At 69.7% G+C, this 23240-nt stretch carries 19 protein-coding genes and 1 tRNA gene; 7 read left to right on the top strand and 13 right to left on the bottom strand.

All coding sequences use genetic code 11. The features are described from left to right. Positions 1–10: 10 nt before the first annotated feature. A complete protein-coding gene (locus tag I3V78_RS29670; protein WP_204492561.1) occupies positions 11–907 on the bottom strand; it encodes an ADP-ribosylglycohydrolase family protein in 897 nt (298 codons plus the stop codon). Between the two features lie 63 nt (positions 908–970). Between I3V78_RS29670 and I3V78_RS29665 the strand changes: the two genes are divergently transcribed. Both I3V78_RS29665 and I3V78_RS29660 read left to right on the top strand, forming a co-directional pair. Next, positions 971–2323: a tail fiber domain-containing protein gene (locus I3V78_RS29665; RefSeq protein ID WP_204492559.1), complete on the top strand. Its 1353-nt coding sequence runs from the start codon at positions 971–973 to the stop codon at positions 2321–2323. Between the two features lie 680 nt (positions 2324–3003). Beyond that, positions 3004–3333: a hypothetical protein gene (locus tag I3V78_RS29660; RefSeq protein ID WP_204492557.1), complete on the top strand. Its 330-nt coding sequence runs from the start codon at positions 3004–3006 to the stop codon at positions 3331–3333. A gap of 112 nt (positions 3334–3445) precedes the next feature. Here I3V78_RS29660 and I3V78_RS29655 read toward each other — a convergent pair. The 6 genes from I3V78_RS29655 to prfA all read right to left on the bottom strand — a co-directional run bounded on the left by I3V78_RS29655 (position 3446) and on the right by prfA (position 9463). Continuing rightward, positions 3446–3518: transfer RNA gene (locus tag I3V78_RS29655), tRNA-Gly, on the bottom strand. Positions 3519–3589: 71 nt separating this feature from the next. Continuing rightward, the gene (locus I3V78_RS29650; RefSeq protein WP_204492555.1) at positions 3590–5488 is read right to left on the bottom strand and encodes an ABC transporter substrate-binding protein; all 1899 of its coding nucleotides are present in this window, start codon (positions 5486–5488) and stop codon (positions 3590–3592) included. A gap of 169 nt (positions 5489–5657) precedes the next feature. Continuing rightward, positions 5658–6050 carry a zf-TFIIB domain-containing protein gene (locus I3V78_RS29645; RefSeq protein WP_204496843.1) on the bottom strand — a complete coding sequence of 131 codons (393 nt, stop codon included), beginning with the start codon at positions 6048–6050 and terminating at the stop codon, positions 5658–5660. Positions 6051–6217: 167 nt separating this feature from the next. Then, a complete protein-coding gene (murA, locus tag I3V78_RS29640; RefSeq protein WP_204492553.1) occupies positions 6218–7483 on the bottom strand; it encodes a UDP-N-acetylglucosamine 1-carboxyvinyltransferase in 1266 nt (421 codons plus the stop codon). A gap of 10 nt (positions 7484–7493) precedes the next feature. Beyond that, positions 7494–8375, bottom strand: coding sequence for a peptide chain release factor N(5)-glutamine methyltransferase (gene prmC, locus I3V78_RS29635; RefSeq protein ID WP_204492550.1), 882 nt, complete (start codon positions 8373–8375; stop codon positions 7494–7496). Continuing rightward, on the bottom strand, positions 8372–9463 hold the full coding sequence (gene prfA, locus I3V78_RS29630; RefSeq protein WP_204492548.1) for a peptide chain release factor 1: 1092 nt from the start codon (positions 9461–9463) through the stop codon (positions 8372–8374). The genes prmC and prfA overlap by 4 nt, the downstream gene beginning before the upstream one ends. Positions 9464–9935: 472 nt before the next feature. Between prfA and I3V78_RS29625 the strand changes: the two genes are divergently transcribed. From I3V78_RS29625 to smc, 3 genes are all read left to right on the top strand, one after another. After that, a complete protein-coding gene (locus tag I3V78_RS29625; RefSeq protein ID WP_204496842.1) occupies positions 9936–10751 on the top strand; it encodes a tetratricopeptide repeat protein in 816 nt (271 codons plus the stop codon). A 16-nt stretch (positions 10752–10767) separates the two neighbouring features. Beyond that, positions 10768–12108 (top strand): hemolysin family protein, encoded by a 1341-nt coding sequence (locus tag I3V78_RS29620; protein ID WP_204492545.1) that lies wholly within the window; start codon positions 10768–10770, stop codon positions 12106–12108. 284 nt (positions 12109–12392) lie between these two features. After that, complete coding sequence (gene smc / locus I3V78_RS29615; protein ID WP_204492543.1) at positions 12393–15992, top strand: chromosome segregation protein SMC; 3600 nt, start codon at positions 12393–12395, stop codon at positions 15990–15992. A 112-nt stretch (positions 15993–16104) separates the two neighbouring features. On the opposite strand, the gene I3V78_RS29610 is transcribed toward smc, so the two are convergent. The 6 genes from I3V78_RS29610 to groES form a co-directional block, all read right to left on the bottom strand. Next, a complete protein-coding gene (locus I3V78_RS29610) occupies positions 16105–17319 on the bottom strand; it encodes a hypothetical protein (RefSeq protein WP_204492541.1) in 1215 nt (404 codons plus the stop codon). A gap of 37 nt (positions 17320–17356) precedes the next feature. Next, positions 17357–18736, bottom strand: coding sequence for a sigma 54-interacting transcriptional regulator (locus I3V78_RS29605; RefSeq protein WP_204492538.1), 1380 nt, complete (start codon positions 18734–18736; stop codon positions 17357–17359). Positions 18737–18842: 106 nt separating this feature from the next. After that, positions 18843–19049 (bottom strand): hypothetical protein, encoded by a 207-nt coding sequence (locus tag I3V78_RS29600; protein ID WP_204496973.1) that lies wholly within the window; start codon positions 19047–19049, stop codon positions 18843–18845. A gap of 98 nt (positions 19050–19147) precedes the next feature. Continuing rightward, positions 19148–19405: a glutaredoxin 3 gene (gene grxC / locus I3V78_RS29595; RefSeq protein ID WP_204492535.1), complete on the bottom strand. Its 258-nt coding sequence runs from the start codon at positions 19403–19405 to the stop codon at positions 19148–19150. A 165-nt stretch (positions 19406–19570) separates the two neighbouring features. Beyond that, the gene (gene groL, locus I3V78_RS29590) at positions 19571–21226 is read right to left on the bottom strand and encodes a chaperonin GroEL (RefSeq protein WP_204492533.1); all 1656 of its coding nucleotides are present in this window, start codon (positions 21224–21226) and stop codon (positions 19571–19573) included. A 60-nt stretch (positions 21227–21286) separates the two neighbouring features. Beyond that, complete coding sequence (gene groES, locus I3V78_RS29585) at positions 21287–21577, bottom strand: co-chaperone GroES (protein ID WP_204492530.1); 291 nt, start codon at positions 21575–21577, stop codon at positions 21287–21289. Positions 21578–21984: 407 nt separating this feature from the next. On the opposite strand from groES, the gene I3V78_RS29580 reads away from it, so the two are divergent. Then, on the top strand, positions 21985–22578 hold the full coding sequence (locus tag I3V78_RS29580; protein WP_204492528.1) for a hypothetical protein: 594 nt from the start codon (positions 21985–21987) through the stop codon (positions 22576–22578). A gap of 16 nt (positions 22579–22594) precedes the next feature. After that, positions 22595–23236, top strand: a complete 642-nt coding sequence (locus I3V78_RS29575; RefSeq protein WP_204492525.1) for a hypothetical protein — start codon at positions 22595–22597, stop codon at positions 23234–23236. The last annotated feature ends 4 nt before the right edge of the window (positions 23237–23240 follow it).

Genomic DNA, 23240 nt, shown 5'->3' with positions numbered 1-23240 from the left:
CGCGCCGTGCCTATCGGCGGGGGAGGGGCTCGCGAGCGGTGAGCCATGCGGGGGGAATGGACTCGCGGCCCGCGCTCAGCGCGACGAGCCCGCCCACGATGGCGCAGGTGGTGTCCCGGTCGCCCTTGCCCGCCACGGTGCTCCAGAGGGCCTCGGGGTATTCCCCGAGGTGGCGGGCCGCGCTCCAGACACAGAAGGGCACCGTGTCCTGGGCGAGCACGCGCTGGCCGCTGCCCAGGGCGCGCGCCGCGGAGGTGGGGGTGGCCTCCAGGGGCCACTGGCGGGCCTTCTCCAGGCCCGCGCGTGTCTCCCCGGGCGGGGTGTACGCGAGCACCACGTCGAAGAGTTCCGGGGCGGGCATGCGCGCCTCCCGCCAGCGGTGGGCCCAGGCGGCCGCCACGGCGACGGCGATGGCGCCCGCCTGTCCCTCGGGGTGGAAGTGCGTCACCTCGGCGGACAGCCGGGCCTCGCTCACGCAGCGCTCGAAGTCATCGGCGAACCAGGCGCCGAGCGGGGCGGCGCGCATGGCGGCGCCGTTGCCCATGGAGCCGGTGCCGCCGAACACCTCGGAGGAGACGTCCCGCCAGGGCATGCCCAGGTGGATTTTCTGGAGGATGTCGTGCGCGGTGGCGCCATAGCCCCGGCGCGGGTGGGCGCGGTAGCGGGCGCCGAAGAGCCGCGCCAGCCGCTCGGGCTCGATGTGTCCGTGCTCCTCCAGCACCTGGACGAGCGCGAGGGCCATCTCCGTGTCGTCGGTGTAGGCCCACGGCGCGGCGGGCAACTGGCGCCGGGCCACGTCCTCCTCGGCGAGGGCCGGGGCCTGGAGGAAGCGCTCGCCGAAGGCGTCGCCCACGGACAGCCCCTCCAGGGACAGCAGGGCCCGCGTCAGAGGGGGGTTCTGGCTCATCGGATTTACTCCTCGCGAGTCCTTTGCCAGGGTGGCCCTCTCTTTTGACAGGGAGTGAAGGGCATGTCGATTCGAGGAGCCGTGGTGGCCTGGAGTGGTGTCGCGATCGTGGGTCTGTGCGGGTGTGACCCCGCCACCCCGCCCCCGAGCGGCGTGCAGGTGGGCACCGGGCTCTCGCTCGATGGCGAGGCGGTGCGGGTCGTCTACGGGGACGGTCCGGGCACGTCCGTGGAGGGCAACGATGCCCGGTTGGCCCAGGCGCTCCAGAAGGGGACGACGCCTCAGGACGCATCGTTCGCGGTGCGGGGGACGGGGCAGGTGCAGGGCCGGTTGACGGCGAACACGGACGTGGTGCTCGACGCGACGGCGAGTGCCCAGGAGCCGGTGCCGCTGCTGAGCGTGCGCAACACCACGGACAAGCCCGCCTGGGCGGGCTTTCCGCTGTTCTCGGTGGACTCGGCGGGCGGACTGGTGGCGGCCGGCGAGCTGGGCAACGGCACGCTGCCCGTGACGGGCAAGGGCTACCGGCTCATGTGGTACCCCTCCAAGGCGAGCTTCCGCGCGGGCTACACCGAGACGCAGTGGGACGAGGCCAACATCGGCTTTTTGTCCTGGGCGGGTGGCAACCTGACGAAGGCCAGCGCTTTGGGCTCGTTCGCCTACGGGGACCAGTGCGAGGCGGAGGGGACGGTGGCGGTCTGCCTGGGCTCGGTCAGCAAGGCCTCCGGCACGGCGTCGTTGAGCGTGGGCGCCTCGAACGTGGCGAGCGGCTTCACGTCGGTGGCGCTGGGGTACACCAATGTGGCCAGTGGACAGGGCTCGGTGGCCTTGGGGTATCGCGTCTCGGCGAACGCGAACTACTCGTTCGCGCTGGGACATCGGGCGGACTCGGGCGGCCACTCGGGCGCGTTCATCTGGGGAGATCAGTCGACCACCAGCACGGTGACGAACACCGCGGCCAACCAGTTCATGGTGCGCGCGGCGGGTGGAGTGCGGTTGCGCACCAGCGCCACGCTGAGCACCGGGTGTGATCTGCCCGCGGGCTCGGGCGTCTTCTCCTGCACGTCCGACCGGGACAGCAAGGAGGACTTCCGGAGCGTGGACGGGGAGCAGGTGCTGGCCCGGGTGCTCGCGCTGCCCGTGCGCAGCTGGCAGTACAAGTCGGAGCAGCGGGGGGTGCGGCACGTGGGGCCGGTGGCCCAGGACTTCCGCGCGGCGTTCGGCCTGGGGCCCGACGAGCGCAGCATCGGCCTGCTCGACATCGACGGGGTGAACATGGTGGCCATCCAGGCCCTGGCGCGCCGCACGGAGGAGCTGAAGGCCAAGAGCGCGGAGGTGGACGCGCTCAAGACGGAGATGTCCGAGCTCAAGCGCTCGCTGGCCCGGCTGGAAGCGGCGGTGCTCGCGAAGCCCTGACGGGGGCGGCTCCAGCCGGAAAAGATGAAGGGCCTGGAGTCACCGGGGGAGTTCCCCAGAGATTCCAGGCCCTTCGTTCAGAGCGGCGGAAGGGATTCGAACCCTCGACCCCGAGCTTGGGAAGCGCGCGTACTCGCAAGTCGAACCCCGAGTAGGTTGAGGCCCGTGCTCCCTTTCCTCCTGGTCCTCTTGCTGGCACATGCGCCCTGCTCACCAACGGATGGCACTGCGATATGCGGGTGTAAGCAGGGCTCACCAACGGCCTGCGAGGCCCTGCGCGTGGCCGACCCAGGGAAGGCAGCGGAGATTGAGCAGGCCGCTGCGAAGGCCAAGCCCTCGCCCACACCGCCTCATGCGCAGCAAGGCCAGGCGGCACAGCCAACTGCTCCGGTTTCGGTCCGGGGCATTGAGGACTTGCTGCGACCCGGAGGACGGCTCATCGGTTCCGAAGGCTCCAGTCCCAAGATCAGAGTCATCAAGGGAGGTCTCCGCGAGGCGGAGAAGTTGTTCGAGCAACTCTCAGGCGGTGGGACGCGCGTCACCGGTACATCCTACCCGGGCCAGCTGGTACGCCTTCCGAATGGAGGCACGGTGGGCTTGCGTCCCTCGTCGACATCAGGCCCACCGACCCTTGACGTCACCGTTCAAGGGCTCGGCATTCGAGAGATCAAGTTCCTTCCATGAGCGACCAGCGGACGGTGGAGGACATGCAGCGAGGGTGGGCCAGAGACGCGATGACCAGCGACCTGGGCCTGTGGTGGCTGGCCGCGGACATCCGCGAATGGCGGCTTGGCGCAACGGAGGATGAGGTGCGCCAGGAAACGCTGAGCGCCTTGCGTCCCTTGCTGGCCAGTGGGACGCTCCGGGCTGTCCATCTTCTGCCAGGGGGCGCATTTGCTCCCTGGGCGGGAACAGCGGAGGAACAGCTCGCGCGGATGGATGCGGAGTGGAGGGGACTTGGGCGCCGCCCCGACCTGGGCGACATCGTGTGGCTTATCGGAGCACGGTAGCCTGCCCCAACGGCATCCCGTCCGCGTCCTTGGAGACGCCACTCGCCCGGGTTGGCAAAGAAGAAGGGCCTGGAGTCACCGGGGATTTCCCCAGCGATTCCAGGCCCTTCAGAGCGGCGGAAGGGATTCGAACCCTCGACCCCGAGCTTGGGAAGCTCGTGCTCTACCAACTGAGCTACCACCGCGTGGCAAGCAGGGCGGAAAGTAGGGGGCCCGCCCGTGCTTGTCAACGAGCAAATCGCTCGACCCCCCGTGGCTAGTCTCCCTCCTCGACGGTGAGCTGGTAGGAGTCCTGGAAGTTGGCCTCGCGGTTCTTCGCGTCCCGGACCTCCAGGATGTAGACGGCGGGCTCGGCGCTGTAGCGGATGACCTCGGGCTGGTCGCCCTTGGCGCGGTCCGCCGTCTGCACGAGCGACAGCTTGCCGTCCTCACCCAGGCGGTGCAGGTACAGGCCCACGTCCACCTTGAGGATGCCCAGCAGCGTGGCCTTGAGCGGCGTGCGCACGGGCTGCTCGGACAGGTCCAGCCGGTAGTAGTCCACGTCCTTGAGCGGGTAGACGGTGCCGCGCACCGCCCGGCCCAGGGTCAGCTCCGTGGCGCGCTCCGGGGTGTTGTTGGGCTCGCGCTCCTGGCTGCCGTCATCCGGCACGGTGGTGATGGTGAGGCGGTAGGGCTGCTCGGCGTTCTCGTAGTCGCGCACCCACTTGCCGTCCACCTTGCGCGCCGCGCCCTGCACGCGGAAGTAGCACGCGCCCCCACAGGCCACGTTGTTGAGGCGCTCGGGCTCCTTGATGGCGCCGTCGTTGGCCCGCTGGAGCACGACCTCCTTCTGGTTCTCGCCCTCGGGCGGCTGGATGACGGACAGCTCCAGGTCCATGCGCTCCACGCCGGACAGCTCCACCCGGGCGAGCACCGGCTCGGTCGTCTTGAGGACGAAGTTGTCCACGTCCCCCTTGGGCGACAGGAAGCCTTCCTTGTAGCCCGCGAGCGGCAGGGGCGTGGCCTTGTAGAGCTCATCGTTGGGCTCGAGTTCCGCGTTGGCGCCGGCCTCCTCCTGCGTCACCGTGAGCGTGTAGGCCTTCTCCGGGTTGAAGCCGCGCCGGGCGTCCTTGCCGGTGCCGGACCAGCCGCTCTTGACGACGAGGTACACCACCCGATCGCTCGCCCGGACCCCGACGTTGCGCAGCGACAGGGGCTCGCCCTCGTTGCCCTTGGTGGTGAACAGGGGCGCCTCGGCGGCGGTGAGCACGGACAGCTCGGGGCGCACGCCTTCAATGCCCGTCAGGTCGATCTTCAGCGCCACCATGGCGGGCTCCGCGGGCACGGCGGCGGGCGCGGGGACGGGCGTGCGCGCGGGCACGGGGATGGGCACGTCCAGAGGCGCGGTGTTGTCCACGACGGGCGACTCGGGGGAGGGCTCGGTCGTGCCGGGCTCGGAGGGCGGAGGGCTCTCGGCGGCCGCGCCGGAGTCGGGCCCGGCGGGTGTCGGCTCGGGGGCGGGCGGGGGCGGCGCAGTGTCCGGCGGGGCGGGGGAGGGCGCGGCGGCGACCTCGGGCAGCTCCAGCCGGTACCAGTCCTCGTCGCCCGCGTGGCCGATGAAGCCCGCCACGGTCTGCCCGAGCTGCAGGGGGGTGGCGTCCACGGCCCGGTCATTGGGCTCGCGCTCCACGCCGTCCTCGGGTGAGTGGTAGCGCACCTCGAGCGTGTAGGCGCCGCCGGTGCCCTTGCGCGCCGAGGCCACGCGCACCCAGCGCTCGCGCTCGACGTAGAGGTTGGGGAAGCGCTCGGGCTTGCCCACGCCGGCGCTGTTGAGGCTGGCGCTGCGCACGCCGGGGGCGTCGTACACCTCGAGCAGCACGTCCCCGCCGGGAATGCCGGAGACGCTCACGTCCGCCACGCGGGGGCTGGCCGGGGCCAGGCGGTACCAGTCCTCGTCCGGCTTGGAGGGATCCGCGCCGAGGCTGGCGCTCACCGTCGCGTCGTTGGCGAGGGTGAGGGCCTGTTCGGGCCGCTCGTTGGGCTCCTTCTCGCTGAGCTGCTCGGGTCCGGTGACCACGGGCCCCGCATCGGGGGTCACCGGCTCCTGCTCGTCCGAGCAACCCTTCGGGCAGCCCGACAACAGCAGGCACAGCCATACCCCACCCAGACGTCGCATCGCGTTCCCTCGTGGCATTGGGGTGCCTACTCAATCCCCTGGCCCCCGGGTGTCAAGGTTCGCCAACAAGCGACCGGACGCTTTCATCCCGGAAGGGTGGGCGAGCGGGGACGGAGCGCGGTGCCGGTCCCCGCCTGGGCAGGAGGACCGGGGCGTCTGTCGGGGCGGCTCAGCCGGCGGCGGATTTCTTCTTGCCGCTGAAGTGACGGAAGAAGTGGATGATCTGCTGCTCGGCCTTCTTGGCGTCCGTCGCGTCGGCGAATTCGTGTTCCAGGAAGATGCCTCCGCACGACTCGCAGGTGTCGTAGCTCAGCTTGTGCTGACGATCGCCACCATCGACGCGGATGAGATCCACCTGGCAGTCGGGGCAGTGGCCGGTGAGCGCGTCCGCGTCGACCTTGCCTCCCTGTCCCTCGATTCCGGTGAGGTTGTTGTGGAGGAGAATCCGGTTGAGGTCCGCGACGTCAATCCAGAGTCCGCCGCAATCACCACATTCTCGGAAATTTTCGCCGTGGTCCCCTTCGAGATCGGTCATCTCGACGCTGCAGCCGGGGCAATTCATGGGGGTTTTCATTCTCCTGTTGGGGGGAGGCGAGCTCCCGTGGGGTGACGGCCGGAGGGCGGCGTGCCCGCCGGACGTCCAGGGAATGATAGGTCGCAAGATTTTTCAGATGCAACCCAGCCGCTGCATTGTGTTCAAGCGAGCAACCCCCCACCCCCCGGGGAGGCTCAGGCCTTGACGCGCTGGATGTCGGCCCCCAGGCCCCGCAGCTTCTGCTCCAGGCGCTCGTAGCCGCGATCCAGGTGGTAGATGCGCTGGACCTCGCTCTTGCCCTCGGCGCGCAGGCCCGCGAGCACGAGCGAGGCGCTGGCGCGCAGGTCGGTGGCCATGACGGGCGCGCCGGACAGGGTGCGCACGCCCTTGACCACCGCGGTGTGCCCCTCGATGGTGATGTCCGCCCCCATGCGGTGCAGCTCCGGCACGTGCATGAAGCGGTTCTCGAAGATGCGCTCGGAGATGACCGCGGTGCCCTCGGCCACGGTCATCAGGGCCATGAGCTGCGCCTGCATGTCCGTGGGGAAGCCCGGGTGCTCGGTCGTCTTGACGTCCACCGAGTGGAGGACCCGGGGGGCCTTCACCCGGATGCTCCGGGCCTCGGGGGAGACCGTGCAGCCGGTCTCGCGCAGCTTGAGGATGACGGCCTCCAGGTGCTCGGGGACCACGTGCGTGACGAGCACGTCACCGCCGGTGATGGCGGCGGCGACCATGAGCGTACCCGCCTCGATGCGGTCCGGCAGGATGGCGTGCTCCACGGGCTTGAGCGCCTCCACGCCCTCGATGGTGATGACGGAGGTGCCCGCGCCCTCGATGCGCGCGCCCATCTTGTTGAGCACCCGGGCGAGCTCCTCCACCTCGGGCTCGCGCGCGCAGTTCTCCAGCACGCTGCGGCCGCGCGCCAGGGCCGCGGCCATCATCACGTTCTCCGTGCCCGTCACGGTGATGACGTCGAAGTTGACGGTGCCGCCGGTGAGCCGCTTGGCCGTGGCCTCCACGTAGCCCTCGGTCAGGTGGATGTCGGCCCCCAGGGCCTTGAGCCCCTTGAGGTGCTGGTCGATGGGCCGCGCGCCGATGGCGCAGCCGCCCGGCATGGACACGCGCGCCCGGCCGAAGCGGGCCACCAGGGGCCCGAGCACCAGCACCGAGGCGCGCATCGTCTTGACCAGGTCGTAGGGCGCCTCGGGGTGGATGGGCCCGTGGACCTCCACCTCGCACACGTCCGCCTGCTCGCCGGTCAGCCGCGCCGTGCCGCAGCCCATGGTGCCGAGCACCTTGAGCATGGTCTTCACGTCGGCCAGGTCCGGCACGTTGCGGTAGACGCTCTTGCCATCCGCCAGCAGCGCCGAGGCGAGGATGGGGAGCGCGGCGTTCTTCGCGCCCGACACGGCCACCTCGCCCTCCAGCCGGGGGCCACCCTTCACGATGATCTTGTCCATCTGTCCTGTCTCACCCCTGTGGCCGCGCGGCCACGGGCTGTGTCCCGAAAGCGAGGCGCTCGCGCCGCTCCAAGTCCTTCTCCACCCGCGCGTTCTCGTAGCCCGCGGCCTGGAGCAGGGCCTGGACGGCCGCGCCCTGTGTCTCACCAATCTCCAATGCAAGCAGCCCGCCAGGGGCGAGCACCCGCCGGGCCCCGGTGATGACCTGGCGCAGCAGCCCGAGGCCATCCGGGCCGCCGTCCAGGGCCATGCGCGGCTCGCGCCGCACCTCGGCGGACAGGCCGGGAATCTCCCCCGTGGCGATGTACGGGGGGTTGGACACCACGACCTGGAAGAGGGCGTCCGGGGGCAGGGGGGTATAGAGGCTGCCCTCGAGGATGCGCACCCGCTCGGCCACGCCCAGCGCCTGGGCGTTCTCGCGCGCCATCGCGCAGGCGTCCGGGGACAGGTCCGTGGCCGTCACCGTGGCCTGGGGCCGCTCGGCCGCGAGGCTGATGGCGATGCAGCCCGAGCCCGTGCACACGTCCAGGGCGGCGCCGGGCGCGTCCTTGGGCAGGGCGTGCAGGGCGGCCTCCACGAGCAGCTCCGTCTCCGGGCGGGGGATGAGCACCCGCGCGTCCACCTTGAAGGGGCGGTTGTAGAACTCGCGCATGCCGGTGATGTACTGGGTGGGCTCGCCCGCGGTGCGCCGGGCGATGAGGGCGCGAAAGGCGGCGAGCTCCTCCTTCTCCAGCGGCCGGTCCAGGTCCACGTACAGCCGCACCCGGCTCACCTTGAGCACGTGGGCGAGCAGCATCTCGGTGGTGAGCCGCGGCGCGTCCACGCCCTTTTTCTCGAAGTGCTGGGTCGTCCAGGTGAGGACCCGGCGGATGGTCCAGATCTCCTCGCTCATGCGCCGAGCGAGCCCTTGCCTTCACCCGTCTGCTGCTTGAGGGCCTCGGCCTGGTAGTACGTCCGGCAGGCCGTCATGACGTCCTCGACGCCGCCGGACATGATGCCCGGCAGGTTGTGCACCGTGAGGCCGATGCGGTGATCCGTGAGCCGATCCTGGGGGAAGTTGTAGGTGCGGATCTTCTCCGAGCGGTCGCCCGTGCCCACCTGGCCGCGGCGCATGGAGTCGCGCTCGTTGCGGATGCGCTCCTGCTCGATCTCGTAGAGCTTGGCGCGCAGCATGCGCTCGGCCATGGCGCGGTTCTTCCCCTGGCTCTTCTCCTGCTGGCACTTGACCACGATGCCCGAGGGCTTGTGGATGAGGCGCACCGCGGAGTCCGTGGTGTTCACGCTCTGGCCGCCCGAGCCCGTCGAGCGCATCACCTGCATCTCGATGTCCGCCGGGTTGAGCTTGATGTCCACGTCCTCGGCCTCGGGCATCACCGACACGGTGATGGTGGAGGTGTGGATGCGGCCCTGGGCCTCGGTGGCCGGCACGCGCTGCACCCGGTGCACGCCGGACTCGTACTTCATGGCGCTGTAGATGCCGTCGCCCGAGAGGGTGATGCTCACGTCCTTGATGCCCCCGGCGCCCCCGGGGCTCATGTCCAGGATGTCCGCCTTCCAGCCCTTGCGGTCCGCGTAGCGCAGGTACATCTGCATGACTTCCTCGGCGAACAGGCCGGCCTCGTCGCCGCCCGCGCCCGCGCGGATCTCCAGGATGACGTTCTTCTCGTCGTTGGGATCCTTGGGCAGGAGCAGCAGCTTGAGGGCCTGCTCCTGCTCGTCGCGCTGCGTCTTGAGCCCCGGCAGGGCCTCGCGCGCGTAGGCCTTCTCGTCCGGGTCCGGGCTGGACAGCCAGGCCTCGACCTCCTTGAGGTCGTCGAGCACCTTGCGGTAGGCGCGGAAGGTCTCCACCAGCTTCTCCAGGCCCGCGCGCTCCTTGGACACCTTGAGCAGCTTCGCCGAGTCGGCGATGACGTCCGGGTTGGCCAGATCGGCGGTCAGGCGCTCGAACCGGCGCTCCACGTCTTCAAGTTTATCGATCATCGGTGAGGGCTCGGGGGTAGGGCTGGGCGTTCTGCCCCGTTGTCCGGCCCCTGGCAAGGCCGGACGGGGTCGAGAAATTCCGTGGACTTCCGGGGGGGGAGCGTGAAAAAAGGGCGGTTCGCTGCCGCCAGTGCGGCCCACTTCCGCCTCAATGGAGTACCAGAAGATGCCTGCTCAGAAGGGAAACCGCAGCAAGAAGAAGCTGTCCAACCGCGCTGGTTCGAAGAAGGCCGCCCTCAAGCGGCGTCGGGCGCGCGAGCGTCGCAAGTAGGAAGTCCCACGCCTCCTCCTCCGCTTGGAGGGGGAGGAGGCGAGCAGCCCCCGTTGTTCCCAGCAGCCGCGCTGTTCCCGCTGGCCCTCCGGGTGCGGACCCGTTAGCAACCCCTGGATGGAACCCACCGGGCGCTCGCCGGGTGGGATGGCCCTTTCTTGCGCCCTGAAACAGGCGGCGCATACAGTGACATCGCGTTCAATGGCCCGGGAAAAGGACAACATCGCTCTCTCCGACGAGCACAACTCGCGTGGCATCGAGTTGGCCGATCGCGGGTGGCTCGACGAGGCCATCAAGGAGTTCAAGAAGGCGATCGAGCTCGATCCCGACTCCGCGCACGCCCACGACAACCTCGCCACCGTCTACGCGGAGAAGAAGCTCTTCCGTGAGGCACTGGGCGAGTACCTCACCGCGCTCCGCCTGGAGCCGGACAGCCCCACGGCGCACTACAACCTCGCCTGTTTCCTCTCCACGCACGCGCCCGAGATGGCGGTGACCGAGTACCGCGAGGCCATCGAGCTGGATCCGGAGTACCCGGACGCCCACCTGAACCTGGGCCTCACGTACGCGGACCAGGGTCGGCTCGAGGAGGCCATGCGCGAGCTGCAGACGGCCATTGAGCTGCAGCCCCAGGACGCCTTCCCCCGGCACGAGCTCGCCGCGCTGCTGATGGACGAGGGCGACTACCGCTCGGCCATCACCCAGCTCAAGGAAGTGGTGCGGCTGGAGGCGGACAACTTCGAGGCCCATCTGGACCTGGGCATCTGCTACGCCCAGAAGGGCTTCTACGCCGAGGCCGAGCGCTCGTACGAGAAGGCCCGGGCGATCAACGCCGAGGATCTGCTGCTCAACTACAACCTGGCCGCCCTCTATGCCTTGTGGGGCCGCCGGGCCGATGCGTTGACCTTCCTGCAGAAGGCCGTGACGGCGGACCGACAGAAGGTCCAGGGCTGGCTCGCCACGGATACGATGTTCGACTCGTTGAAGAGCGACCCCGGGTTCGAGGCGCTCTTCTGAGCCCCTGAGCCCCCCTATGGAATGGGTTTTTCTCGGACTGGCGCTCCTGCTGGTCCTGGCCAATGGCTTCTTCGTGGCGACCGAGTTCGCCATCGTGAAGATCCGTCCCACGCGCCTGCAAGCGATGGTGGACGACGGTCGGCCTGGCGCCGGCAACGCCCAGAAGATGGTGGACAAGCTGGACGCGTACCTGTCCGCCACCCAGTTCGGCATCACCTTGGCGTCGCTGGGGCTCGGCTGGCTGGGCGAGCCGGCGTTCGCGCACCTGCTGGAGCCCGTGCTCGCGCGCGTGGTGCCCGAGGCCGCGGGGCCCGCGGTGGCGCACACGGTGTCGGTGGCCATCGCCTTCGCCATCATCACCTTCCTGCACATCGTGCTGGGGGAGCTCGCCCCCAAGAGCCTCGCCATCCAGCGCGCCGAGGCCACCACGCTCGCCGTGGCGCTGCCCATGCGCCTGTTCTACATCCTGTTCTACCCGGCCATCTGGGTGCTCAACGCGCTGGCCGGCTGGGTGCTCAAGGCCTTCGGCATGCACACGGCGCACGAGTCCCAGGACGCGCACAACGAGGACGAGCTGCGCGTCATCCTGCACTCCTCGGCCCAGGCGGGCGCCATCACCACCGCGCGCGCCGAGCTGCTCGAGCGCTCGCTGGAGATGGCCCAGAAGTCGGCGCGCCAGGTCATGGTGCCGCGCAATCAGGTGAAGTTCCTCGACATGGAGGAGCCCCTGGACAAGTGCGTGGCGGACGCGCGCGCCGCCGGCCACACGTGGCTGCCGGTGTGCCGCGGCAACATGGACGAGGTGGAGGGGGTGGTGAACGTCAAGGACCTCTTCTTCCTGCTCTCGCGCGGCGAATTGCGCAGCCTCTCCCAGGTGCAGCGGCCCGTGCTCTACGTCCCCGAGCACGTGACGCTCGAGCAGCTGCTCAACGAGTTCCGCCGTCGGCGGCGCCAGACGGCGCTCGTGGTGGACGAGCACGGCGGCACCTCGGGCCTGGTCACCATCGCGGACGTGGTGGCGGAGATCGTCGGCGACGTGGCGGAGCTGGGTCGGCGCGTGGACGAGGTGCGCTCGCTGCCCGGTGGCCGCTTCGAGCTGCCCGGCACCGCCCAGCTCGATGACCTGGAGGACCGCCTGGACGTCTCGTTCGAGATCGACGACGAGGACGTCGAGGTGACCACCATCGCCGGCTACATCATGGCCAGGCTCGGTCGCATCCCCGAGAAGGGCGACCTGCTCAAGCTGGACATGTGGCGCATCCAGGTGGAGGAGGTCGAGGGGCCGCGCGTCGTGCGCGTGACCGTGGAGCCCCAGGCCGGCCCCAAGCCGCCCGTGGCCGCCGCCTCGGACGCCTGAGTCCCTGGCCGCCCTCCGGGCGCGCGTGTCCCCCCTCGCAGGCCCGACGCCTCGGGGGGACCCGGCCCGCATGTCAGACCCCTCTGCTACAGCTCGCATCACGCCGGTAGGGCCCACTGCTGGCGGACGATTTCTTGCCTGCCCGCCAGGGTTGTCGGGGGGTCGTGCTTGATCGCTCGAAATCGAGCGTGCTACTCGTGACCAATCGCTCCGGAGCCGATTTTTCGGCCTCGGAGCCACTTTCGTACTCCGCCGCTCGACCTTCTCGGGAGCCCGTCGAACCCATGCGAATCAAGCGCCTGGACATCACCGGATTCAAGTCGTTCATGGATCGCAGCGTCTTCACCTTCGATGAGGGCGTCACGGGCATCGTCGGCCCCAACGGCTGTGGCAAGTCGAACGTGGTGGACTCCATCCGCTGGGTGATGGGCGAGCAGAGCGCCAAGAACCTGCGCGGCCGCGGCATGGAGGACGTCATCTTCAACGGCTCGGAGTCCAAGCCGCCCTTGTCCATGGCCGAGGTGTCGCTCACCTTCCACGTGGACGACACGGACACGATGCCCGCGCACCTGGGCGGCATCCCCGAGGTGACGGTCACCCGCCGGCTCTTCCGCAACGGCGAGTCCGAGTACCTCATCAACAAGACGACGTGCCGTCTGCTCGACATCACCGAGCTGTTCCTCGGCACGGGCGTGGGCACCAAGGCCTACTCCATCATCGAGCAGGGCCGCGTGGGCCTCATCGTGTCCAGCAAGCCCGAGGACCGGCGCCACCTCATCGAGGAGGCCGCGGGCGTCACCAAGTACAAGTCGCGCCGCAAGGCCGCCGAGCGCAAGCTGGAGGCCACCCAGGCCAACCTCCTGCGCGTCACGGACGTGACGGGCGAGCTGGAGCGCCGCCTGGAGAGCCTGTCGCGCCAGGCCAAGAAGGCCGAGAAGTACAAGAAGCTCAAGGGGCGCATGCGCGAGATCGAGCTGCACTCGGCCTCGCACCGCTACCTGGGCCTGCACGCCGAGTCCAAGCAGCTGCAGGAGCGCCTGGGCAGCGTGAGCGGCGAGGAGCGCGAGGGCCTGGACCGGATGCGCGCCCTGGAGGAGGCCATCGCCCAGCGCCGCGCGGACCTGGAGACCGGGGCCCAGACGCTGCAGAAGCTCTCCGCCGACGTGCACACCCTGGAGAGCGCCGTGCAGCGCTCCGAGCAGGACCTGGCCTACTGGCGCAAGGACCTGGAGGAGACGAGCGCGCGGGTGGGGCAGTCCGAGGTGGAGCTCGCCGCGCTCAAGGCCCGCCAGGCCGAGGTGGCCGAGACCATGGCCTCGCGCGAGGTGGAGCTGAGCACCATCGCCGGCTCGTGGAAGGAGGACGAGGTCGCCATGAAGGTGGCCCAGGAGGAGCTGCGCCGCGCGGGCCAGCTCCAGGGCGAGGTGTCCCTGCGACTCGAGCAGGAGCGCGCCGCGCTCGTCACCGTGGCCAGCCGCCTGGCCAACCACGAGAGCAACCTCGTCAACCTCGCGCGCCAGAAGACGGACCTGGAGGCCCGGCGCGCCCGCGCCCGCGCCGAGGTGGAGACCCTGCGCGCCCAGGAGGGCCAGCTCGAGGAGGCGCGCCAGAGCGTCGCCCGCCGCCTGGAGGGCAGCCGCCACCTGTCCCTGGAGATCGCCGAGCGCCGGGGTCAGGAGGAAGAGGCCCTGCGCACCACGCGCCAGGCCTTCACCGAGAACGAGGTCCAGGTCATCGGCCTGCGCGAGGAGCTGAGCGACAAGCGCAGCCGGCTCGCGTCGCTGGAGTCCCTGCAGAAGGATTACGAGGGCTTTGACCGGGGCGTGCGCGCGGTGATGGTGCGCGCGGGCGAGGAGGCGCGCACCCAGGGCATCTTCGGCCTCGTGGCGGACGTGCTGTCCACCACGCCGCGCTACGAGCGCGCGGTGGAGGCGGTGCTCGGCGAGCGCCTGCAGCACGTGGTGGTGGAGAGCCGCGCCAAGGGCGTGGAGCTCGTGGAGTACCTCAAGGACGCGGCCGAGGGCCGGGGCAGCTTCCTGCCCGTGCCCACCCCCGAGCGCGTCCCAGGCGAGGTCCAGCCGGACCTGTCACGCCCGGGCATGCTCGCGCGCGCCCTGGACGAGGTGACGTGCGAGGAGGCCCTGCGCCCCGTGATGCGGCTGCTGCTCGGCGACGTGGTCGTCGTGGAGGACCTGGCCACGGCGCGCGCCTGCGCCGAGTCCGAGGGCGCCGCGTGGACGCTCGTCACGCTGGAGGGCGAGGTGTTCCGCCCGGACGGCACCATCACCGGCGGCGAGCGCGAGGGCGTGGCCGTGGGCGCCCTGCAGAAGAAGCGGGAGATCGCCGAGCTGGCCATCGAGGTGGCCCGGGTGGAGGAGCGCTACAACGAGATCCTCACCCGGCACTACACCCTGCAGAAGCAGATGGGGGACACCGAGGACGTGCTCCGGGGCCTGGCCAAGAACCAGCACGCCGAGGAGCTGAGCCTCGCCCACCAGGAGAAGGACCTGCACAAGGCGAGCGAGGACCTGGCGCGGGTGCGCGACCGGCTCCGGTCGCTGGACGCGGACGAGTCCCAGCTCGTGCACATGTACGAGGGGCTCGCCCACGAGGAGGAGAACAGCCGGGGCGAGGTGGCCCACGGCCAGGCGGACCGCGAGGCGCGCGAGGAGCGCGTCAAGCAGCTGCTCGGGGAGCTGGAGTCCCTCAAGCAGCGCGCGGAGACGGCCTCGTCCAACCTCATGGGCCTCAAGGTGAAGGTGGCCGCGGGCGGCGAGCGCGGGGACTCGGCGCGCAAGGAGCTCGAGAGCCTGCTCGCCCAGAAGGAGGAGATGGCCAGCCGGGTGCGCAAGCTCGAGTCCACGGTGCGTGACGGGGCCGCGCGCGTGGCGGAGTTCAACCGCCGCATCGACGAGACCGAGGCCACGCGCGCGCAGAAGGCCGAGGAGCTGTTCGGCGCCGCCCAGGGCCTGGAGGGCCGGCGCTCGGGCCACGCCACCGCCTCGGGCGAGGTGCGCGAGCAGGAGAACGCCCTGCGCGAGCTGCGCACCACGCTGGATGCGCTCACCCAGGGCCTGTCGCAGATGACGCTGCGCGAGCGGGAGATCGTCCTGGAGCTGGAGCACCTGGTGTCCGGCGTGCGCGAGCGCCACGGCCTGGAGCTGGCCGACGAGGTGCACCACTACCACCTGCTGCCCTCGCTCAGCGAGGAGGCGGAGCAGGAGCTCAAGGAGCTGCGCGCCCAGGTGGAGAAGATGGGGGAGATCAACCTCACCGCCATCGACGAGCACGCGGACCTCACCGAGCGCTCGGCCTTCCTGCTCGCGCAGAAGAAGGACCTGACCGACTCCATCGAGAAGCTGCACGAGGCCATCCGGCGCATCGACGCGTCGAGCCGGGACCGCTTCAAGCAGACGTTCGACGTCGTCAACGAGAAGTTCCAGGCCATCTTCCCGCGGCTGTTCGGCGGAGGCCGGGCGAGCCTCGTGCTCACCCAGGAGGGGCCGGGCGGGGAGCCGGGCGTGGAGATCGTCGCCCAGCCGCCGGGCAAGAAGCTGCAGAGCATGAACCTGCTGTCCGGCGGCGAGAAGGCGCTCACCGCCGTGGCGCTCATCTTCGCCATCTTCCTCATCAAACCCACGCCCTTCTGCCTCCTGGACGAGGTCGATGCCCCGCTGGATGAGGGCAACGTGGGCCGCTACAACGACATGGTGAAGGAGATGAGCAAGCAGTCGCAGTTCATCCTCATCACCCACAACAAGCGCACCATGGAAGTGGCGGACACCCTCTACGGCGTGACCATGGAGGAGCCCGGCATCTCCAAGCTGGTGAGCGTGCGGCTGCGCGAGGCCACCGCGGCCAACGACAACTCCAGCGTCGCTTGAGCCAGGCCGGGGGAGGGGGCTTTCCCCTCCCTCGCGCAGGCCCGGACATGAAGAAGGCGCGGGGCCCGGAGACTCGGGCGCCGCGCCTTCGGTGCTTCAGGGGGCCGGGCGACTACTTCTTCTTCTTGGGCGCGGCTTCCTGGGTCTCACGCGGGCAGGCGCCCTGGTCCGCGGCGAGGCGCTGCTTGGCGGTGTCCAGGTCCTGCTGGGTGGCGGCGATGATCTCCCGCGTCTTGGCCTCCAGCTCGCCCCAGGCCGCGTCCTTGGCCTTGAGCTCGGTGGCGAGGTCCACGGTGGTCTGATCCACCTGGCGCTGGGACTCGATGGAGTCCACCCACTGCTGGGAGGTGTTCACGAGCGTCTTGCACTTGGCCTTGAGCTCGTCGATGAGCTTCCAGTCCTTGGTGCTCTGGTACTTGGCGACGATGGCGTCATAGGCCTCGGCGGCGTTGGCGCGGTTGCCGAAGGCGATGGCGGCGTCGGCCGAGCGCTGGTTGCGCACCAGGTCCAACTGCAGCAGCCGCAGCTCGGGGGACAGGTCCGCGGCGGGCTCGGTGGCGTGCGAGTTGAAGTGCACGAAGCGGTAGGGGAACTTCAGCTCGTCCACCTCGAGCGTCGAGGGCACCGCGGCCATCTTGCCCTTGAGGCACGTGGCGAGCGCGTCGCCCTCGGGGGTGCCGGCGGGATCGAAGGCGATGTCGGCGGCGGTGGCCTGGCCCTTCTTGAGGTCCAGGTTGGCGCGCAGGGTGGGCGGGGCCTTGTTCTCGTAGCCCGCGTAGCACTCGCACCACTCGTCCTGGGCGAGCCGCACGTTGCCCGAGTAGTCCGAGCCCGGGTTGAGGCCGAAGCGCACGCTGGGGCTGTTGCCCACCTCGTGCACGAAGGTGCTCTCGGACTCCACCGGCGCGGCGCCCTTGGCCAGCGCGGTGAGCGGCACGCGCGCGTCCACGATCTTCTGCACGCAGGCGATGCCCTCGGGGGTGAGGTTGTCCCCGGAGATGGCGTGCGAGCCGCCCTGATCGTTCACGGTCGTCTTCACGACCAGGCGCGTGTTCTCCGCCGGGCCCCGGTTCTTCGGGTCCACCAGGCACTCCATCACCTGGGGGCGCGAGGCGAGCAGGCCGCCCACGAGGATGCCCTGGTTGGCGGGCTGGGACAGGGCGGGCGCCTGCGTCTTGCACACCGCCACGTCGAAGGGCGACTGGTTGGTGATGCGCAGCCGCTCCTCCTTGGAGACGGCGGGGGTACCATTCTTCGCTTGCTGCTGGCCGGCGCAGCCCGCGACCGCGGCGGCGACGAGGGAGGTGAGGGCGATACGGCTCATCATGGGAGAGGCTCTCCGTTGGGGAAGGACAGCGGGGCCCTCATTTATCAAGTCCCTCGGCGTTCTTGAGATCCTTCAAGCGCAGGCCGTTCTTCTTCAACAGACGGTAGAGACTTTGCATGGACAGGCCGGTGTGCTGCTCGGCCGTCTTCATGTCGAAGTTGGACACGCGCATGACCTCGGCGAAGTAGAGGCGCTCGAAGTCGGCCACCACGCGGTCCTTGGCCTCGTGGTAGGGCATGTTCGTCACCAGGGCGGCCACGCTGGTGGTGGGCTGCTGGCCCTCGGCGCGGCCCTTGTTCTGGGCCATGAAGTCCAGCCAGCTCGCGTTGCCCGTCTCCTGCATGAGGGCGCCGCGCTCGAGAACGTTGCGCAGCTCGCGCACGTTGCCCGGCCAGTCATAGCCCTCGAAGAGGGCGAGCGTCTGGGGGGTCAGCTCGAAGGAGGACTTGATGCCGCGCAGGAGCGACTGGGCCAGCACGGGGATGTCCTCGCGCCGGGTGCGCAGGGGCGGCAGGCGCACGCGCGCCACGGCCAGCCGGAAGTAGAGGTCCGCCCGGAAGCGGCCCTGGCGCACGTCCTCCTCGAGGTTCCGGTGCGTGGAGGCGATGACCCGCACGTCCACGGAGATGGGAGCGCCGGTGAGCGAGGGCACCTCGCGCGACTCGAGCACCCGAAGCAGTTTGGGCTGCAGGGACAGGGGCAGCTCGCCCACCTCGTCGAGGAAGAGGGTGCCGCCCTGGGCCGCCTCGAAGACGCCCTTGGCCCCGCCGTCCTGCTCCGCGCGCAGGCCGCCGAACAGCTCGCGCTCGGCCTTCTCCTCGGTGATGAGGTTGCAGTCCACGACCTTGAAGGGGCCGTGGCGGCGCATGGAGTGCTGGTGCACGGCGCGCGCGGCCAGCTCCTTGCCGGTGCCCGTCTCGCCCTCCAGGAGCAGGTTCATGTCCTCGCGGGCGATGCCCCGCAGCTGCGCGAACACGACCCGCGTCTTCTCCGCGGAGCCCACCAGCGCGCCGAAGGCATCGGCGCCGCCGGACACCTCCACCTCGGTGGCGCGCGCGGCCTGCTTGATGACGAGCTTGGTCTTGCCCAGCAGCACCTTGTCGCCGGACTGCAGGAGCACCTGCATCACCTGGTGGCCGTCCAGGAAGGTGCCGTTGCGGCTGCCCATGTCCCGGAGGAGCACGCCCTGGGAGGTGCGCTCCAGCTCCACGTGGCGGCGGCTCACGGTGGGATCCGTGAGCACCAGGTCACTCGCGGAGTCGGAGCCCACGCGCAAGAGCGCGTCCTGGGTGGTGACCTTCTTGCCCTTGTCGGGCCCGCTCACCACTTCCACCGTCCACTCACGCACCTGGATGCGAGTCGGAAGGCCTTCCCCGACCTGCACGGTCAACGTGGCCTCGGACTTGTCGTTGATCATCGGCTTGGAGCCTCCCGCCCGGAGGGGGGCGGTCCACTCCGCCCCCCCGTCCCCGGAGTTCCCTGTTTACGGGGGCGCTCCCAAGGGAGCAAGCCTTTGTCTCGCGCTAGTAGTTGCCGGGTGCATCGCTGGACGGGAAGGACTCCTTGGACTGCTCGTCCACGAGATCGTCGTCCTCGTTACCGCCGGACTTCACCTGCGCGTTCGTCATGGGCCCGGGCGAGGGGCGCCGGCCCTCCTCGGGGCCCGCGTTCTTCTGGAGGATGTCCTGCTCGTCCTGCGCACCGGATGCCCGTGGGTTCTGCTTCGCCATCATCCACCTCCCTGGTGTGAACTTCTCGTGGGGAGAAGTTGGGCACGCGGCGGACGACGGGCCCGGCGGGCGGAGATGCCCGCCTGCTCTCCGGGCACTCAGCCCTGGAGCATGGGCTCCAGGCGCTTCTCCTGATCCAGGCGGGCCAGGTCCGTGTAGCCGCCCACGTGGGTGTCGCCGATGAAGATCTGCGGCACGGTGCGCTGGCCGCCACTGAGCTCCACCAGCTTCTCGCGGGCCGTGTCGTCGCCCGTCACGTCGATCTCCTGGTACGACACGCCCTTGCGCTTGAGCAGATCCTTGGCCCGGACGCAGTAGCCACAGTAGGTGGTGGTGTAAATCTTCACGGGTTTCACGCGGTCCTCCTCCGCCTTGGGTAGGGTCTTCTGTCCCAAGGGTAATGGTGGGGGAGGGGGTTCGCCACGCGGCCTGGGGGCGGTCCCCCCAAAGCGAACGGCCCCTGGCTCCCGTGAGGGAACCAGGGGCCGAGGGGCCGGGCCGGACCGCGCCCGGGGCGCGGGCTACATGCCCATGCCGCCCATGCCGCCCATGCCGCCCATACCGCCCATGCCGCCGCCACCACCGCCGGCGGCCTCCTTCTCCTCCTTGGGACGCTCGGCCACCATCGCCTCGGTGGTGAGCATCAGGGAGGCGACCGACGCCGCGTTCTGCAGCGCGGTGCGGCTCACCTTGGCCGGGTCGATCACGCCCGCGGCCAGCAGGTCCTCGTAGACGCTCGTGGCGGCGTTGAAGCCGTAGGAGCCCGAGCCTTCCTTGACCTTGTTCACGATGACGCTGCCCTCGAGGCCGCCGTTGGCGACGATCTGGCGCAGCGGCTCCTCGACGGCGCGGCGGATGATGTCCACGCCGAACTTCTCACCGGCCTCGACCTTGAGGCCGTCGAGCACCTTGGAGCAGCGCAGCAGGGCCACGCCACCGCCAGGGACCACGCCCTCCTCGACGGCCGCGCGGGTCGCGTTGAGCGCGTCCTCCACGCGGGCCTTCTTCTCCTTCATCTCCGTCTCGGTCGCGGCGCCCACGTTGATGACGGCCACGCCGCCCACGAGCTTGGCCAGACGCTCCTGGAGCTTCTCGCGATCGTAGTCGCTCGAGGTCTCCTCGACCTGGGCGCGGATCTGCTTCACGCGCGCCTCGATCTCGTTCTGCTGACCGGCACCGTCGACGATGGTGGTGTTGTCCTTGTCGATGGTGATGCGCTTGGCGCGGCCCAGATCCTGGAGGGTCAGGGTGTCCAGCTTGATGCCCAGGTCCTCGGCGATCATCTTGCCGCCCGTCAGGGTGGCGATGTCCTCGAGCATGGCCTTGCGGCGGTCACCGAAGCCCGGCGCCTTCACGGCCGCCACGTTGAGCACGCCGCGGATCTTGTTCACCACGAGCGTGGCCAGCGCCTCGCCCTCGATGTCCTCGGCGATGATGAGCAGGGGCTTGCCCGCGCGAGCGACCTGCTCGAGGATGGGCAGCAGGTCCTTCATCGAGGAGATCTTCTTCTCGTTGATGAGGATGAGGACGTCGTTGAGGACGACCTCCATGCGCTCCGGGTCCGTCACGAAGTAGGGCGAGAGGTAGCCGCGGTCGAACTGCATGCCCTCGACCACGTCCAGGTTGGTGTCGAGGCCCTTGGCCTCCTCCACCGTGATGACGCCCTCCTTGCCGACCTTCTCCATCGCATCGGCGATGATCTGACCGATGGTGGTGTCGCCGTTGGCGGAGATGGTGCCGACCTGGGCGATCTCCTTCTTGTCCTTGGTGGGCTTGGACAGGTTCTTCAGCTCGGCGGTGATGGCCGCCACGGCCTTGTCGATGCCGCGCTTGATGTCCATGGGGTTGTGGCCCGCGGCCACCAGCTTCGCGCCCTCGCGGAAGATGGCCTGCGCGAGCACGGTGGCCGTCGTGGTGCCGTCACCGGCCACGTCGGAGGTCTTGGAGGCGACCTCCTTGACCATCTGCGCGCCCATGTTCTCGAACTTGTTCTCCAGCTCGATCTCCTTGGCCACCGTCACACCGTCCTTGGTGATGGTGGGGGAGCCGAACGACTTCTCGATCACCACGTTGCGGCCCTTGGGCCCGAGGGTGACCTTGACCGCGTCGGCCAGGATGTTCACGCCGCGCAGGATGGCTTCGCGCGCGCGGACGTCGAAAAGAATGTCCTTCGCCATGTTGGTTATGTCCTTCGAAAGGGGTGGGGGAAAAGCAGCGGGGAGACGTGCGGCGCGGAACTACTTCTCGATCACGCCGAGCACATCCTCCTCACGCAGGATGAGGTGATCCTCGCCGTCCAGCTTGATCTCCGTGCCGGCGTACTTGCTGAACAGGATGGTGTCGCCCGCCTTGATGTCCATGGCGCGCACCGTGCCGTTCTCCAGGATCTTGCCGTTGCCCACGGCGATGACCGTGCCCTCGAGCGGCTTCTCCTTGGCGGTGTCGGGGATGAACAGACCGCCCTTGGTCTTGTTCTCCTCGGCCACGCGCTTGATGATCAGACGATCCTGCAGGGGACGAATCTTCATGGTCGGTCTCCTCGATGACAGGGCGGCCCGTGCTCGGCACGGCCACCCGGGGTGGGGTGGGGCTGGGGGCCCCGGGGGCGCTTAGCACTCGCACCGCATGAGTGCCAACCGCCAGGCGCGCGGGATAATAACCAGGGACTTCGACCCGTCAAGCGAGCCTGAAGCGGGGGCGCGAAATGACGCAACCCCTCGCCACCATTCAGGATTTCGGTTCTGTCCAGGAATGCACACCCCAGGACGGCCGCCTCCGTGCCCGGGGGCTTTCTGGCAATCGAAGGGGCCGAGTGCCAGCGTAAGCCCTTGGAATGACTGGATGCCGCTTTGCGGCATGGCCCCGGAAAGGCTTACCCTTGCCCTTGGGTCCCCCGCGCCGGATTCCTCGACGGGGACTGGGAGGAACTTCGTCCATGAGTCAACTGGTGACGTCCCCTTCGTTGAAGGAGTTCTTCAAGAGCCTCCTGGAGGAGACGATCCGGCGGCGGCAGGTCTCGGTGGGGCAGACGACCGAGTTCTACCTGGTGAACCTGCTGGCGGAGTTCGCCTCGTCCGACAAGCTCTTCTCCAAGGGGGATGACGGGCGGGCCGAGCAGGAGCCGCTGGCGGTGCTCTACCACCGGGCGCTCCAGCAGCAGCGCGACGAGCGCATCCGCACCCTGCGGCGCCTGGGGGACGTGTCGCTCTACCAGGCGGGCTTCTTCTCGGACGCGCTGCGCGAGCGCCCCGTGGGGCCGGACTACTACATCCAGATGGGGGGGGCGGCGTACGGGCAGATCGCGGAGCTGGCGCCCGGCGCGGGCGTGGCCTCCGTGTACCGGGAGCTGAGCGCGCGCTTCCGGGCCCTGGTGGAGGTGCTGGCGGAGATCGCCGCGCGGGGCCTGGTGCGCAACGGCCCCGCGGGCGCGCTCAAGGTGTACGAGCGCTGGACCCGCACGGGCGATGACACGCTGCAGCGCATCCTGGTGGACGCGGGGCTGGTGCCGGTCAAGGGGTGGGCGAACTGAGCCGGGGGCGCGACCCATGATCGCCCGCGTTCAGGCCCACCTGGAGGCCATCTACGGTTTCACCTGCGAGGCGCGCGCCGAGGGGTTCCTGGTGGACCCCGACGCGGCACGGCTCTTGGGCGCCTCGGGCACGGTCGACGAGGAGCTGCTCGTGCGCGAGGGCGACGGCGAGGTGGAGCTCGCCCTGTACCTGGCGCCCGCGCTGCTCTCGCGCCTGCGGCCCTACGAAGACGCCCCCCTCCACAGCCTCCTGGAGGGCGAACTGAATGGCTTCTGTCAGCTCGCCGAGGGGGTCTCGCACTTCGTCTACATGGTGCAGACGGCCCTGCATGAGCGCACCGTCTCCCTGCTGGAGCTGGAGGCGCAGGCGGAGGTGGACAAGTTCGCCCTCTGTCTGCTGCAGCGCTGGGGGACGGGGGTGGAGGGCTGGGCGCGGGAGTTGTTCGGCCGGCTCTTCGAGCGCGTGTCCTACCGGGCCCGGCTGACGGAGGCCGAGCGGTGGCGCTACCAGGAGGCCAACCGGCTGTCGCGCAATTTCTGCTCGCGGCTGATGGGGCACATCGCGGGACGGCGGCTGGAGCGGCTCTTGTCGGAGCTGCGTTACGCCTACCGATTGGGCGCGGAAGCCAAGCTGCGCCACTTCGCTCAAGTCTCCTGACCGC

Source organism: Archangium primigenium (assembly GCF_016904885.1).
GTDB classification, from domain to species: Bacteria; Myxococcota; Myxococcia; order Myxococcales; family Myxococcaceae; genus Cystobacter; species Cystobacter primigenius.
This window is presented reverse-complemented; position numbering and strand designations above follow the sequence as displayed.